Here is a 14,926-nt window from a genome sequence, read left to right as displayed (position 1 = left end):
GGCCGACAAGGCGAGGGCCAGGAGGGCATGCCCAGCAGACACAGCCTCATGAGGTTCCGTTTCGGCGAGCCGGGGGAGCTGACCGCGCCCTCGCAGGACCGGCTGGCCGTCGGCGATCCGCGGGTCGTGGACTTCCTGTCGCGCTTCGCCCGCAAGCTGCTCGCGCCGGCCGTCGCCCGCCGCCACCCCGAGCTGGGCTCGCTGGGCTTCTTCCTGCGGCCGGCCGAGCTGAGCCGGGTCGCCGGTCGGATGCGGCGCAGCGATGACACGTACGTCTTCCCGCGCGGCAACGTCTTCCACGTGCCGCCGGCCAATGTGGACACCATCTTCGTGTACTCGTGGGCGCTGTCCGCCCTGGCCGGAAACCACAACGTCGTCCGGATCTCGTCCCGCTCGGCCGGCGCCGCGGAGACCGTGCTGGCGACGCTGAACGCGACGCTGGCCGACGCCGACCCGGTGATCGGCCGTACCCAGCGCATGGTCACGTACGGGCGGGACGACGCGCTCACCGCCGCCCTCAGCGGATGGTGCGACCTGCGCGTGATCTGGGGCGGCGACAGCGCGGTCGAGGCGATCCGCCGACACCCGTTGCGCCCCTCCGCACGCGACCTGACGTTCCCCGACCGTACGTCCTGGGCCGCGCTCTCCGTGCCGGGCTGGCTCGCCGCCGACCCGGACGCCCGCCGGCGCGCGGTGGTGGGGTTTTCCAACGACGCGTACTGGTTCGACCAGGCGGCCTGCTCCTCGCCGCGGACGGTCTTCCTCGTCGGCGGTGACCCGCAGCGCGCGCAGCAGGTGCAGGACGAGTTCCTGTCCCTGCTGGGTGAGGTGGTCGTGGAGCGCGGCTGGGGCGTCGACGCGGCGATGGCGGTGGAGAAGCGCGTCAACGCGTACGGCCTGGCGGCGAGCGGTGCGGCCACCACGCTGGCGTTCCCCGGCAACGCGGTGACCGCCGTGTCGCTGACCGGCCCGGACGTGGCGCCACGGCGCTGGATCGGCGCGGGCGCGTTCCCGTTCGCCCGGGTCGCCACGCTGGCGGACCTCGTACCGGCGATGAACCGGCAGGACCAGACGTTCAGCCACTTCGGGTTCGAGCCCGCCGAGCTGCGCGCCTTCGCGGGTGCGCTGGGCGGGCGCGGCGTCGACCGGATCGTGCCGTTCGGCTCGGCGCTGACGTTCAGCGCGATCTGGGACGGCTACGACCTGCCGCATGAGTTCACCCGGCTCACGACCCTCGAGACGTGAGTATCGTCCTGTCGGTCGTGGTGCCGATGTACAACGAGGAGGCGGTGATCCCCGCGCTCGTCGAACGGCTGCGGCCGGTGCTCGACGGGCTCGGGGCGGCGTACGAGGTGGTGGCCGTCGACGACGGCAGCGCCGACCGCACCGCCGCGCTGCTCTTCCAGCACGGGCGTACGTGGCCGGAGCTGCGCCTCGTCAAGCTGCGCCGCAACAGCGGGCACCAGGCCGCGCTGACCGCCGGGCTGCAGCGCTCCCGCGGCGACTGGGTGGTCAGCATCGACGCCGACCTGCAGGACCCGCCGGAGGCCATCGCGGAGATGCTGCGCGTCGCCCGCGAGCGTGGCGTCGACGTCGTGTACGGCGTGCGCTCCGACCGCAGCACCGACACGGCGTTCAAGCGGCACACGGCCGGCGCGTACTACCGGCTGATGCGGCGCGTCGTCGGTGCTGAGGTGCCCGCCCAGGCCGGCGACTTCCGGCTGCTCAGCCGCGAGGTGGTCGAGGTCCTCAAGGTGCTGCCCGAGCGCACGCCCGTGTACCGGCTGCTCGTGCCGTCGCTCGGCTTCGCCTCGGCCGCCGTGCCGTACGCCCGCGAGCGGCGCGCCGCGGGCGAGACCAAGTACCCGCTGCGCAAGATGGTCGCGCTGGCCTGGAACAGCGCCGCGGACTTCTCGGCGGCGCCGTTGCGGATCGCCACGTGGCTCGGCGCGCTCGCCTTCGTCACCTGCCTCGGCCTCATGGTCTTCGGCGTCGTGGTGTGGGCCAACGGCGCGGTCATCCCGGGCTGGACCTCGCTGTTCCTCGCCGTCCTGCTGCTGTCGGCGGTGCAACTCATCTGCCTGGGCCTGCTCGGCGAGTACGTCGCGCGCATCTACCGGACCGTGCAGAACCGCCCCACCTTCCACGTCGCCTTCGACTCGGCCGCGGAGCCCGCACCGATGGAGATTCCGCAGCAGCGCCCGGCGGCCGCGGCGCGGTGACGATCGTCCCGTGGGTCGCGGTGGCGGCCGCGACCGTGTTCGCGCTGCTCCGGACCGGCACACCCCCGGGCGACGCCGGGATCTACGCGGCGTATCTGACCGTCGGGGTGGTCCTGCCCGGCACGCTCGTGCACCGGGCGTTCCGCGGCAGCCGGGGCAACCTGCCCGAGGACCTGGCGCTGGGCGCGGCGACCGGGTTGCTGGTCCAGCTGGCGGGCTGGGCGCTCGCCGCGGCCACCGGCACGCAGGCGTGGCTGCGCTACTGGCCGCTGCTCATGATCGGCGTCTTCCTCGCCGTACCGTCGCTGCGCCGGCATTGGCGGATCGCCGAGCCGCGGCCGCTCCCGGCGCGCTGGCACTTCGCGGCCTGCGGCGGTGTGCTGCTGGTGCTGCTCTGGGCGGCCGCCTCGTGGACGTCCGTGCCGCTGCCGCCGGCGGACACCGTCTATTACCCCGACCTCATGTACCACCTGGCGCTCGTGCACGAGATGACCCGCTCGATGCCGTTCCAGGTGCCGCAGCTGGCCGGCGAGACCCTGCGCTACCACTACCTGTCCGACGCCGACATGGCCTCCGCCGGCATGATCACCGGCATCGCCCCCGCGACGGTCCTGCTGCGCCTGTGGGTGGTGCCCGTCGGGGCGATCGGGCTGCTGGTCGTCGCCGCGCTGACCCGCGAGCTGACCGGGAAGTGGTGGGCGGGGCCGCTCGCCGGAGCCGTCGCGACGGTCGGCGTGCCGCTCACCCTCGGCGGCCGGGTCGAGGCGTACGGCGGTTCGGCGCTGGCCTTCAACAGCCCGTCGCAGACGTACGTGGTGCCGCTGCTCGCCCTGCTCGTCGCGATCGCGGCCGACCTGGTGCGCGGCCACCGCCTGGGCCCGGCGTGGTTCCTCGTGCCCCCGCTCGCGCTGGCGTGCGCGGGATCCAAGGCCAGCGCCCTGCCGCCCCTGGTGGCGGGCCTCCTCGCCGGTGTGCTCGCCGCTCCCCGGCGGCTCCCGCGGATCGGGGCCTTCACGGCGCTCGTGGTGGCGGCGATGCTCGGCGGCATGCGGCTGTTCGCCGGCGGGGGCGCGGGCACGCTCGGGGTCCAGCCGCTGAGCCTGCTGCGCTGGATCGAGCCGTACGCCGACAGCCTCGGCCAGTGGGACGGCGTCGCCCCCAACGGTTTCCTGCCCCCGGGCGTCCGCGGTCTCGACAGCGGCGCGCGCTGGTTCGTCGCCTGGGTCGTGGTGTGGTGGCTGCTCATGCAGGCGCCCCGCCTCCTGGGCGTCGCCGGGCTGGGCGCACGCGGACTGCGGCGCGACCCGGCGGCGTGGCTGCTCGGCGGGATGACCGTCGCCGGCACCGCGGCGGCGTGGCTGCTCTGGCATCCGTCGGCCAGCCAGCTGTACTTCTTCCTCGGCGCGGCGCCCTTCGGCGCGGTGCTCACGACCTGGCTGCTCGCCGACCGGGCCCGCCGCTGGTGGGTGCCGGTCGGGGGCCTCCTGGCCGGTGCCGGGTGGCAGATCTGGGCGCCCCGCGTCGACCCGCCGGTGCCGACCTGGTGGTGGCGCGACTGGACCTGGCCGCTGGAGCTGCCGGTGCTGCGCGCGCTCGGCCTCGTGGCCGCGGCGGTCGTGCTGTCGCTCGCGCTGCGCCGGCGGATCCGGCCCGCGGTGACGGCCCTGAGCGCGGCTGTGCTCGGCGCGAGCCTCGCCGCGGCCGTGGTGGGCTCCGGCGGCGTGGTCCGGCGGGACGCGTACGGGCCGGAGCGGCCGCAACCTCCGACGTCCCGCCTGCTCACCGCGGAGGAGATGGCCGCCGCGCTGTGGCTGGACGAGCACGCCGGCGCCGACGACGTGGTCGCCACGAACGTGCACTGCACGCCGATGAACCGCGCGAAGCCGTGCGACGCCCGCGCCTTCTGGGTGGCCGGGCTGGGTGGACGCCGCACGCTGGTGGAGAGCTGGGCGTACTCCGACGCGGCGGTCTCGGCCAACGGCGTCGACGGCCTCAAGTACGTCCTCCAGCCGCCGCCGGACCCGGTGCTGTTCGAGCTGAACGAGCGGGTCTTCGCCGGCGCCGACCCGGTGGACGTACGGACGCTGCACGACGCGTACGGCGTCCGCTGGCTCCTCGCCGACAGCCGCGCGACCGAGGTCTCACCCCGCCTCGCCCAGCTGGCGGCGCTCCGCCTCACCTCCGGTCCCGTGACGATCTACGAACTGCGATAAATCGGTGGAGCGGCGCCGCCGTACGCGGTTAGCGTGCTGCCGGCCGAGCAGTCCAGTAGAAGGCGTGCCGTTGTACACCCTGTGAGACCTCCCGAGCGCTGACGTCGTCGCGCGTCGCCCAGGTGCGCCGCGCTTCCTTTTGCTGCGGACTTCTCACTGAAACCGGTGTACCCCCATGTCCGAGAACTGGGTGGTCGTACCCACCTGCCTGCCTCTGGTCATCCGCCGTTGCCACGCGTGCTCATCCGACCGCTTCCGCGCGAACGGCAAGTTCCGTGTCAACGCCAATCACAAGCTGCTCGACGCCTGGCTCCTGGTGCTCTGCGCCGGGTGCGGGGAGACCGCCAAGCTCACGGTCTTCGAGCGGACGAACGTACGGTCCGTGCCGCCCGGGCTGCTGGACCGGCTGCACCACAACGACCCCGGCCTGGCCGCCGAGCTGCTCGGCGACCCGGTCGTGCAGCGCCGCAACCGCATCGCCCTGGACTGGGGCGGGGCCTGGCGGCTCGACACCGGGCCGGACCGCCCGGACCGCGAGGCGATCGACGTGTCGGTCCGCTTCGCGGCCCGGATCCCGGTCCGGCCGGTACGCCTGATCGCCGAGGGCCTGGGCCTGTCCCGGGCGGAGGTCGAGCGGCTGATCCGGGCCGGGAAGCTCGTCTCCGCGGTCCGGTTGAGCGGCAAGCTCACCGGCGACTTCACCTTCACCCTCAAGCGCTGAGGAGCTTCGAATTCGAAGTACGTAGAATGGGCCGGTGACGGATGCCGCGCCCCTGGACGCCGAACAGCTCGCCGCCTACTTCGCGCTCAAGGAAGTGGGCAGCATGCTGGAGCACGCCGTCGAGCAGCAGCTCCGGGCCGACGGCGGGCTCACCGGCCCGCAGTTCTCCATCCTGGCCCGGCTGGCCGACTCCCCGGCCGGGCACCTGCGGATGACCGACCTGGCCGACGGGCTGGTCTACAGCCGCAGCGGCCTCACCTACCAGGCCGCGCAGCTGGAGAAGGAGGGTCTGGTCACCCGGGCGCCGGCCGATGACGACGAGCGCAGCATCGTCGTGACGCTGACCCCGGCCGGCCGGGACCGCCTGGCCAGGGTGATGCCGGGACACATCGAGGTGGTGCAGCGCCTGCTGATGTCGTCGCTGAGCCGCGCGGACATCGGCGCGATCACCCGGATCCTCGGCCGCGTCCGCGACCGGATGCGGGCCGCCCCGCCCCGCTCGGCCGCCGCCCGCCGCCGGAAGACCTGACCCTTCAGCCCTCGGCGACCGCTGCGTGGATCGTCGCGGCGATGTCCTCGAGGGGGTCGCCGTCGCCCGCGGACAGGTAGTTCTTCGTCACGGCGACCGCGAGGTTCAGGTCGGGATAGCAGCCGGACAGGCCACCCCCGTCACCGCTCCAGCCGATGCGCTGACAGCCGGGCTGCGCCACGTACCCGAGGGTCTTGGGCAGGTCACCGCCGACCGCCCAGTCCGGGCCGCCGGTCCGCGTCGTCGTGATCATCTTCAGCCGCTCGGCGGAGATCAGCCGTACGCCGTCGACCTCGTCCATGAGGGCCGCGTACATCCGGGCTACCGCGCGGGCGCTCACCGTCGCGATCGCGGGGATGTCGGCGCGCAGGACGTCCCGGCGGTTCGCCAGCGTGGCGTCGGGGCGTACCCCCGGCGGTGCGACCGTGTCGAAGTTCTCCAGGTGCTCGCTCATCGACTGGAGCATCGCCGACCAGTTGCGGTCCTTCAGCCGGGCGACCCGGTTCACCTGCTCCGGGGGTACGCCGAAGAACAGCTCACGGTCGGCGCGCAGCGGGCGGGCCACCTCCTCGGCGAGCACCCAGGCGATCGGCTTGTGCGTGGCCCGGCGTACCACCTCGCCGATCAGCCAGCCGTACGTCCATTCGTGCAGGCCGTGCCGCGTACCGGGCTCCCACAGCGGCCTGGACCCGGCGATGGCCCTGCACATCTCGTCCCAGTCGAGCAGATCGGCCGTGGTCGCGTACGGCGGCATCTGCGGCACCCCCGCGGCGTGCGTCAAGGCGTGCCGCAGCGTGGTGTCCTGCTTGCCGTGCCGGGCGTACTCCGGCCACACGTCGGCGATCCGCAGGTCGTAGCCGAGCACCCCGCGCTCGGCCAGGACGTGCACCGCGGTGCTGGTCAGGCCCTTGCCGATCGAGTAGCTCGGGAACGGCGTGTCCGGGGTGACCGGCGCGCCGGTCGCCTCGTCGGCGAGCCCGGACACCGCGCTTACGATCGGCCGCCCGTCCAGGTACGCCGCGACCTGCACGCCGATCTCGCGCCCGGCCGCGACGAGCCCGTCGATCCGCCGCTGCACCTCGCGACGCAGGCCGGTCCAGTCCCTCACGAGCCCAGCATCGCGCACCTGCCGGGCCCGTGGCGGGCGGATGGTCGGGTTAACCCTACTGCCGGTCGGCCGGTCAGCGGGATCGGAGCGCGGGCCCGCGGTGACTAGCGTCGACGGCATGACCACCAGCATCCTGCCCGTACCGGAGCGCCAGGCGCCCGGCCTGCGGCTCCTGCGGCAGCTCGTCCTCGACACCCAGTTCATCCTGCTCGGCTTCCCGCTGGGCCTGGTCACCGTCGTGCTCTGCGTGACGGGGTTCGCGGTCGGCCTCGGCACGGCCGTGATCTGGGTCGGCGTCCCGCTGCTGGTCGCCACGATCATGCTGGCCCGGGGCTTCGCGACCGTGGAGCGGGCCCGGATCGCCCCGGTCATCGGCCGGCGGCTGCCGCACCCGTACTACAAGCGGGCCGGGCAGGGCGCGTCGTTCGTCCGGCGCACGCTGACCCCGCTGGCCGACGGCCAGTCGTGGCTCGACCTGCTGCACGGGGTGCTGCGGTTCATCCCCAGCACGATCGCCTTCTCCTTCGGGGTCACCTGGTGGGCCGGCGCGCTGGGCGGTCTGACGTTCCCGCTGTGGGACTGGTCCATCCCGCGCGGGCCGGACAACACCGACCTGCCCGAGCTGCTGGGCATGGGCGACGCCTGGTCCACCCGGGTGGTCTTCTACATGGCCGCCGGGTTCTTCTTCCTCGGCACGCTCTACCCGGTCATCCGCGGGGCGGCGCTGCTCGAGGGGCTCTTCGCCCGCGCCCTGCTCAGCGGCGTCAACGAGCTGCGCGAACAGGTCGCCGAGGCCGAGGCCGCCCGCGACACCGCCCAGGCGCAGAAGGCGGCCGCCGTCTCCGCCGAGGCGACCGCGCTGCGCCGGCTCGAACGCGACATCCACGACGGCCCGCAGCAGCGGCTGGTCCGGCTCGCCATGGACCTGGGCCGCGCCGAGCAGCAGTTCGCCACCGACCCGGACGCGGCCCGTGCCACGGTCGCCGAGGCGCTGGCGCAGACCCGCGAGACGCTGGACGAGCTGCGGGCGCTGTCGCGCGGCATCGCCCCGCCGATCCTGGTGGACCGGGGCCTGCAGGCGGCGCTGACCGCGCTGGCCGGGCGCTCGATCATTCCGGTGGACCTGGACACCGAGCCGATGTCCCGGCTCGACCCGGCGGTGGAGTCGACCGCGTACTTCGTCGTCGCCGAGGCGCTGACCAACGTCGCGAAGCACAGCCACGCCGGCGAGGTCCAGGTCAGCGTCCGCCGCTCGCCGACCGGGCTGATGATCACGGTGGCCGACGACGGCGTCGGGGGCGCCAGCCTCGCCAAGGGCCACGGCCTCGCCGGCCTCGCCGACCGGGTCCAGGCGGCGGGCGGCGTGATGAACCTCGACAGCACCGCGGCGTCGGGTACGACCCTCACGGTCGCCCTGCCCCTGTAGGAACGCCCTGCCCGCTAGGCTCGTCGCCATGCGGGTGGTGATAGCCGACGACGCCGTGCTGCTGCGCGAGGGCCTGGTCCGGCTGGTGGAGGAGAACGGCTGCACCGTCGTCGCGGCGGTCGGCGACGGACCGGCGCTGGTCGAGGCGATCGCCGAGCACGAGCCGGACGTGTCCATCGTGGACGTGCGCATGCCGCCGACCCACACCGACGAGGGCCTGCGCGCCGCCGTCGAGGCCCGCAGCCGGGTGCCCGGCAGCCCGGTTCTCGTGCTCTCGCAGTACGTCGAGGTCGAGTACGCCGACGACCTCCTGGCCGACCGCCTCGGCGCGGTCGGCTACCTGCTCAAGGACCGGGTCTCCGAGGTGGCGGACTTCCTCGACGCGCTGCGCCGGGTCGCCGGCGGCGCGACGGTCCTGGACCCCGAGGTGGTCGGCCAGCTCCTGGTCCGCCGGCGCCGCGACGACCCGCTGCGCAACCTGACCCCGCGCGAGCGTGAGGTCCTCGGGCTGATGGCGGAGGGGCGCTCCAACACCGCGATCGCCCGCAAGATCGTGGTCACCGACGGCGCGGTCGAGAAGCACGTCCGCAACATCTTCACCAAGCTCGACCTTCCCCCGGACGAGGAACAGCACCGCCGCGTGCTGGCCGTCCTGGCGTACCTGCAACAGAGCTAGAGCATCCGGCCGGCCACCGACCCGATGGCGGGCTCCGTGGTCAGGAAGCTGCGCAGCGGCTCCGTCGAGTTCTCGCCGCCGGTCGGCAGCCCGATCGCGCGCGTGGCTTCCCGCCAGGCGTCCGTCGTACCGGCGGCGGAGCGCAGCGACTGTTCGAGGTGGCCCAGGTTGGTGACGACGCCGTCGGCCGAGCGCCGGCCGAGCAGCGCGAGCAGGTGCGGCCAGCGGATGGCGAGCACGGAGAGCTTCGCGATCTGCGCCCCGCTGACCGCGGGCAGCCCCTGCAACTGGTGCTGCTGGGCGATGAAGCTGTAGAAGCGGAACAGGTTGACGAAGCGCTTGATCTCCCGCGGGTTGTCCGACGCCAGCCCCGGTACGCCGGCCAGGATCGCCGTACGGGCCTCGCTGTCGCTGTAGAGCTCGACGAGGACGCGGTTGGCCGCCTCCGACGTCTCCGGCAGCAGCGTCCCCGCGGCTCCGGGTATCACCTCGGCCTGCGCCTGCAACGCCGCCGCGGCCAGCGTCTCGGTGGTGGGGGAACGCCGCCGGATCGCGGCCTCCACCTGCGCCACGCGGGCGGCCCGGTCACCGTCGCCGGCCTCGTTCGGTGCGGACGGCCCGACCGTGGCCGGCGGGCCGGTCCCGCCGGCCGAGGACCGGTCCGGGACCGCCGTGCGGGGCGCCTGCGATGCCACCGTGGCCGGCTGTGGCTCCGGGGCCGGGACCGGCCCGCGCGGCTGGTCCAGCAGCGAGTCCAGGTACCCGTTGGTCTGCCGGTCCCCGTTCGGCGGCGGGAGGCTGAGCGGCAGCTGCACGATCTTCTCCAGGAACCGCCACCCGAGCGTGGACCACGCCGCCGGCCGGCCCGCCTGCGGCTGCGCCGCGAGGTCCTTGTAGACCGCCTCCACGTGGGCCGCCACCACCGCCGGCTCCATCGCGACGACGAAGACGCAGTTGGGGAACTCGCCGGCCAGGAACAGGTTGATGGCCTCGATGACCTGCACCACCGCGCCGGGTGAGCAGCGGTCCAGGTCGTCGACGAACACCACGAGCGGGCGCTGCTGGGTGGCGATGAGGTCCAGGACCCGCCGCATGTCGGTCTGCACGAGGTGCAGGAACCCGAGCCGCGTCTGGTACGCCGGATCCGGGAACAGCTCGCCGTACGCCCCCTTGGCGCCCTTGCCCGACTGGTCGGCGGCCGCCTTGACGGGATTCGGTACGCGCAGCAGCGGCCCGAACGATCCGGACGCCTTCGCGCCGAGGAACCGTACGGCGGTGACCAGGGCGGCGACCCCGAACGCCGTCCCGGCCACGGACATGAGAGCGGCCGCGCCGACGCGTACGGCATGCGCGATCGGAGGGAAGACGACAGCCACGAGCAGCCCGACCACGGCGAGGGTGACCGCGAGCCCGAGCCACAGCAGCCAGGGCAGGAACCGCTCGACGAGCTGGCGGTAGATCCGGCGGCGCAGCGCCTGCCTGTCGACGCGGCGCAGGTTCAGGGCGAGCCAGAACCGTTCCCGGTCCGCCGGCGCCAGCCGGTCGGTGACCTGGGTGATGATCTCGTACGCCAGCCCCGCCCAGATCTGCTCGCCGCTCTGGTACATCCACGGGTTGAACCACACGGTGGGCCGCCACTCCGCATCGGGCAGCCGCTCCGCGTGCGGCGGCTGCACGTCCAGCCGGCGCGGGTCGACGTCGTCGGCGTCGATCGACGGCTCGGTGGTGCGCTGCAGCAGCTCCCGGTTCGTCACCGGCCGGTCGGCGGCGCGGGCCGGTGGCACCAGGGCCCGCCGGGCCTCCTCGCTGAGCCGCAGCGACGTCGGCTTCCACCGCTCCCGGTCGGCGCGCGGGTCCAGGCGTTCCTGCACCATCCGCATCAGCGACGTCTTTCCGGCTCCCCACGGCGCGGTGACGCCGATCGTCAGCGGTGGCCGGGTGCCCCGGTGCCGGACGAACGCGGCGATCGCGTCGGCGTACGGCGCGTACCCGAGGGTGTCGTCGGCGGTCCAGAAGTCCCGGGTGATCGGCATCTCCGGCCGGAACGCGGTGCGGACGGCCAGCCAGCGCACGGCCCGCTCGAACGCGGCCTGCCGGTCCGCCTCCGAGTCGGTGTCGCGCAGCCGGTTGGCGGCGAAGCGCGCGGTCAGGTCGCTCAACCGGTAATGGTCCGGCCCCGCGGTGTCGATCAGCGCCGAATCCGCGAGGGTCCGCAGCGCCCCGGCCACCACCTCGGCCTCGTCGGCGGCCAGCGCGGCGGCGAGGCCGGCCTCGAACGCGGGCGTGGGCAACGCCCCGAGCAGCCGGAACAACCGCCGCTGCGGGTCGGTCAGCCCGTCGTACGCCTGCTCCATCAACCGCTGCGGCGTGGCGCTCCGCCCGCTCGGCGTCGTCTCGAGCCGGGCCAGGACCGCGGCCAGGGAGGAGTCGCCGGCGCGGCGGGCGCGGCTCGCCGCCAGCCGCAGGGCCTGGGGGAGCCCGTCGACGGCATGGATCAGCGCCCTCGCGCTCGCCTCGTCGGCCTCGACCACCGGCGTGCCCGCCGCTTTACGCAGGATGGCAAGGGCGGTGGCCTCGTCCATGCCGCCCAGGGCGATCACCGTCGTGTGCTCGAGCGTTCCGGGGAGGTACCGGCTGACGATCAACGCCGCCGATGGTGGTCCCGGCGGGAGCAACGGCCGGATGTCCGTGGCGTGCTCCACATCGTCGAGCACCACGAGTATCCGGCGTTGTCGCAGCATCGACTGGTAGACGGCGGCGAGGCGATCGGGCTCGGCGGGCAGGACGTCGGGGGCGACGCCGAGGGCCTGGAGGAACTCGCGGAGCGCGGTCGCCACGTCCGGCGTCCTGGCGAACGATGCGTACAGGCGGCCGTCCGGGAAGCGCGGAGCCACCCGGTCGGCCGCGACCGTCGCCAGCGACGACTTGCCCACGCCGGGCGGGCCGGTGATCACCACCGTGCGTGGCGCCCCGCCGCCGGTGTCCTGCAGGGCCTGATCGATGCGGGCCAGCTCGTCGTGGCGGCCGAAGAAGAAGTCGCTGCCGCGGGGCAGCATGTCGACGCCTTCCGGCGCATCGGCGGCGAGCCGGCTCGCCAGGGCGGCGATGGCGCGCGCGTCCGCGTCCCACGACCCGCGGCGCAGCATGGTGATGCGGCCGTCAGGCACGTAGCGCAGGGCACCGGACAGTTCCACCTTGTGGTCCGGGCCCTCGACGAGGACCGGGATCACCGGGCGGCCCAGCTCGTCGGCCGCGAGGATCTCCCGCTTCTGCCACGTCGAGGGCTCCCAGTCTCCGGACCCCGTGGTGCCCAGCATGCAGATCACCACGTCCACGGTGCCCAGTGCCCGGGTGATGTCCGCCCGGGTGCTCGAGGTGTCCATGAGCGCGCCGATCTCCGCCATGTCCGCCAGCGCGTTCCGCAGCGGGAGGGCGTACGACTCGTTCTCCTGGCTGTAGCTGAGGTAGACCACCGGTCCGTCGGCCATGCCACCATCCTGCGGGGTCGGCGGTGGTGGTGTTAGCCCTACCCCCGACCGGGATGGTGGCTGGTTCGTCCCGCCGCTCGCTGATCCATAGCGTCGAATCTCATGAGGAACAGGGAGAACGTCAGTGGAATAGCGGCCCGCGCCGCGGTCTGGAGTGCGCGCCACCGCACTCTGGCGATTCTCGGCTGGATCGCCTTCGTCGTCGGCGTCACCGTCCTGAGCGGACAGATCGGCACCCGGGACGCAGGCTCGGCCGACATGGGGCACGGCGAGTCGGGCCGGGCGGACCGGATCGTCGAGCAGGCCGGCTTCCCCGTACGCCCGGCCGGCGAGATGGTGATCGTCCAGGGCGCCGACCGCAAGGCCGCGGTCGCCGACGTCACCCGGACGCTGAAGGCGCGCCCGGAGGTGGCCGGGGTCGCCGATGCGCTCACCTCCGAGGACGGCCGGTCGACGCTGGTGCCGTTCACGCTCACGGGTGACCCGGAGACCGCGAAGGACCGGGTGCAGCCGGTGCTGGACGCCGTCGCCGCAGTGCAGGCGCGGCACGCCCGCCTCTACGTCGCCGAGGCGGGCGACGCGAGCGGTGACAAGCTCATCGGCGACGCGCTGGACGAGGGGCTCACGCGGCTGTCGCTGCTGTCCATCCCCATCACGCTCGGCATCCTGCTGGTGGCCTTCGGCGCGGTCGTCGCCGCGCTGCTGCCGGTCGGGCTGGCCGTCACCGCCGTCGTCGCCGCCATCGGCTTGCTCGCGGGGGCGAGCCGGCTGGCGCCCGCGGTGGACAACACGATGCACGTGATGCTGCTGGTGGGGCTGGCCGTCGGCGTCGACTACTGCCTGTTCTACATCCGCCGGGAGCGCGACGAGCGGCGCAAGGGCCGACCCGCACCGCGCACTGGTCGTCGCCGCGCAGACCTCGGGCCGGTCGATCTGGGTGTCCGGCCTGACGGTGATCGTGGCGATGGCCGGGATGTTCTTCACGTACGACGCGACGTTCACGAGCTTCGCGGTCGGTACGATCCTCGTGGTGGCGACCGCCGTTCTGGGCTCGCTGACGGTGCTCCCCGCGCTGCTCTCGGCGCTGGGCGACCGGGTGGACTCGGTACGGATCCCCGGGCTGTACCGGCGGCGTACCGACGGGCGGGCGTGGAACGCCGTGCTGCGGGTGGTGCTGGCCAAGCCGCTCGTCTCGGCGATCGTGGCGGTCGCGGCGCTGGCCGCCCTGGCCGCGCCGATGCTGGACCTGCGGACGAAGGGAGAGGGCCTGGAGGACCTGTCGCCGAAGGTGCCGGTGGTGCAGGCGTACAACCGGATCAACGCGGCCTTCCCGGCCGAGACCGCGCCGGCCGAGGTGGTCGTGCAGGCGCCGAGCGTGCGCGGCGCGCGGTTCGACGCGGCGCTGGCCGCCTTCAAGCGGGAGGCCGCGGCGACGGGACGGCTGCGGGAACCGGTCGAGGTGCGGGTCAATCCCGCCGGGACGGTCGCGGTGGTGTCGGTGGGCCTGGCCGGGAGCGGCACCGACCGTACGTCCGAAGCCGCGCTGAAGACGCTGCGGGAGAGCGTCGCGCCGGGGACGTTCGGGAAGCTCGCGGGCGCCACGGTGGCGGTGACCGGTGACACGGCCGGGAACGCCGACTTCAACGAACGGCTGGCCCGCTCGATGCCGTGGGTCTTCGGCTTCGTACTGGGGCTGGCGTTCCTGCTGCTGCTGGTCTCGTTCCGCTCGGTCGTGGTGGCGGTGACCGGGGTGGTCCTGAACCTGCTGTCGGTCGCCGCGGCGTACGGGATGCTCGTCTACGTCTTCCAGTACGGCCACTTCGAGGAGCAGCTCGACTTCACCGCGACCGGCGGCATCACCAACTGGATGCCGCTGTTCCTGTTCATCATCCTGTTCGGGCTGTCCATGGACTACCACGTGTTCGTGCTCAGCCGCATCCGCGAGGGGCACGACCGCGGCCTGCCGACGCGGGAGGCGGTGGCCCGGGGCATCGGCGGCACCGCCGGCGTGATCACCAGCGCGGCCGTGGTGATGGTGGCGGTGTTCGCCCTGTTCGCCACGCTGCCGCTGGTCTCGACGAAGGAGCTCGGCGTGGGCCTGGCCGCGGCGGTGCTGCTGGACGCCACGATCATCCGGGCGGTGCTGCTGCCGGCGGTGATGGCGCTGCTGGGCGAGCGGAACTGGTGGCTGCCGCGCTGGCTGGGGTGGCTGCCGTCGATCGCCCACGAACCGCCGCCCGCGGTGCCGGCCGAGCCGCGCGACGAGCGGGAGCTGGCGCCGGTGGCATGACCGGGGAACGGCGAAGGGCGACCGCTTCGGCGGTCGCCCTGTCGTCCGTACGCGATCAGCTCTTGAAGGCGTCCTTGATGTTCTCGCCGGCCTGCTTGAGCTTCGAGGCGCTCTGGTCGGTCTTGCCCTCGGCCTCGAGCTTCTCGTCGTCGGTCGCCTTGCCGACGCCCTCCTTGACCTTGCCGCCGAGCTCCTCGGCCTTGTTGTCGATCTTGTCGTCGGTGCCCATGCGAACCTCCAGAGGAAGCGTGCC

General features: G+C 73.7%; 11 protein-coding genes and 1 pseudogene. 9 read left to right on the top strand and 3 right to left on the bottom strand.

What is annotated here, in order from left to right; genetic code table 11:
* The first annotated feature begins 48 nt into the window (after positions 1-48).
* From COUCH_RS36935 to COUCH_RS36915, 5 genes are all read left to right on the top strand, one after another.
* Positions 49-1,245, top strand: a complete 1,197-nt coding sequence (locus COUCH_RS36935) for an acyl-CoA reductase (RefSeq protein WP_249609765.1) — start codon at positions 49-51, stop codon at positions 1,243-1,245.
* On the top strand, positions 1,242-2,222 hold the full coding sequence (locus COUCH_RS36930) for a glycosyltransferase family 2 protein (RefSeq protein WP_275980044.1): 981 nt from the start codon (positions 1,242-1,244) through the stop codon (positions 2,220-2,222). The genes COUCH_RS36935 and COUCH_RS36930 overlap by 4 nt, the downstream gene beginning before the upstream one ends.
* Positions 2,219-4,435 carry a hypothetical protein gene (locus COUCH_RS36925; RefSeq protein WP_249609764.1) on the top strand — a complete coding sequence of 739 codons (2,217 nt, stop codon included), beginning with the start codon at positions 2,219-2,221 and terminating at the stop codon, positions 4,433-4,435. Before COUCH_RS36930 ends, COUCH_RS36925 begins: the two co-directional genes overlap by 4 nt.
* A gap of 175 nt (positions 4,436-4,610) precedes the next feature.
* Positions 4,611-5,156, top strand: a complete 546-nt coding sequence (locus COUCH_RS36920; RefSeq protein ID WP_249609763.1) for a DUF1062 domain-containing protein — start codon at positions 4,611-4,613, stop codon at positions 5,154-5,156.
* 34 nt (positions 5,157-5,190) lie between these two features.
* The gene (locus COUCH_RS36915) at positions 5,191-5,685 is read left to right on the top strand and encodes a MarR family winged helix-turn-helix transcriptional regulator (protein WP_249609762.1); all 495 of its coding nucleotides are present in this window, start codon (positions 5,191-5,193) and stop codon (positions 5,683-5,685) included.
* 4 nt (positions 5,686-5,689) lie between these two features.
* Here COUCH_RS36915 and COUCH_RS36910 read toward each other — a convergent pair whose 3' ends face one another.
* Positions 5,690-6,793, bottom strand: a complete 1,104-nt coding sequence (locus COUCH_RS36910) for a serine hydrolase domain-containing protein (RefSeq protein ID WP_249609761.1) — start codon at positions 6,791-6,793, stop codon at positions 5,690-5,692.
* A 118-nt stretch (positions 6,794-6,911) separates the two neighbouring features.
* Here COUCH_RS36910 and COUCH_RS36905 point away from each other — a divergent pair, with 118 nt between their 5' ends.
* Positions 6,912-8,219: a sensor histidine kinase gene (locus tag COUCH_RS36905; RefSeq protein ID WP_249609760.1), complete on the top strand. Its 1,308-nt coding sequence runs from the start codon at positions 6,912-6,914 to the stop codon at positions 8,217-8,219.
* Between the two features lie 28 nt (positions 8,220-8,247).
* The gene (locus tag COUCH_RS36900) at positions 8,248-8,895 is read left to right on the top strand and encodes a response regulator (protein ID WP_249609759.1); all 648 of its coding nucleotides are present in this window, start codon (positions 8,248-8,250) and stop codon (positions 8,893-8,895) included.
* Here the strand turns inward: COUCH_RS36900 and COUCH_RS36895 are convergent.
* Positions 8,892-12,383 (bottom strand): P-loop NTPase fold protein, encoded by a 3,492-nt coding sequence (locus COUCH_RS36895; protein WP_249609758.1) that lies wholly within the window; start codon positions 12,381-12,383, stop codon positions 8,892-8,894. The genes COUCH_RS36900 and COUCH_RS36895 overlap by 4 nt on opposite strands.
* A gap of 102 nt (positions 12,384-12,485) precedes the next feature.
* Between COUCH_RS36895 and COUCH_RS36890 the strand changes: the two are divergent.
* Both COUCH_RS36890 and COUCH_RS36885 read left to right on the top strand, forming a co-directional pair.
* Positions 12,486-13,512 (top strand): annotated as a pseudogene (locus COUCH_RS36890) (MMPL family transporter); the annotation flags it as partial.
* A 108-nt stretch (positions 13,513-13,620) separates the two neighbouring features.
* The gene (locus COUCH_RS36885; RefSeq protein WP_430641021.1) at positions 13,621-14,673 is read left to right on the top strand and encodes an MMPL family transporter; all 1,053 of its coding nucleotides are present in this window, start codon (positions 13,621-13,623) and stop codon (positions 14,671-14,673) included.
* A gap of 55 nt (positions 14,674-14,728) precedes the next feature.
* On the opposite strand, the gene COUCH_RS36880 is transcribed toward COUCH_RS36885, so the two are convergent.
* Positions 14,729-14,902 carry a CsbD family protein gene (locus COUCH_RS36880; protein ID WP_199514998.1) on the bottom strand — a complete coding sequence of 58 codons (174 nt, stop codon included), beginning with the start codon at positions 14,900-14,902 and terminating at the stop codon, positions 14,729-14,731.
* Positions 14,903-14,926: the final 24 nt, after the last annotated feature.

The organism is Couchioplanes caeruleus (assembly GCF_023499255.1).
Classification (GTDB): domain Bacteria; phylum Actinomycetota; class Actinomycetes; order Mycobacteriales; family Micromonosporaceae; genus Actinoplanes; species Actinoplanes caeruleus_A.
Note: the sequence above shows the minus strand (reverse complement) of the source record. Positions and strands in the feature narration are given on the sequence as shown.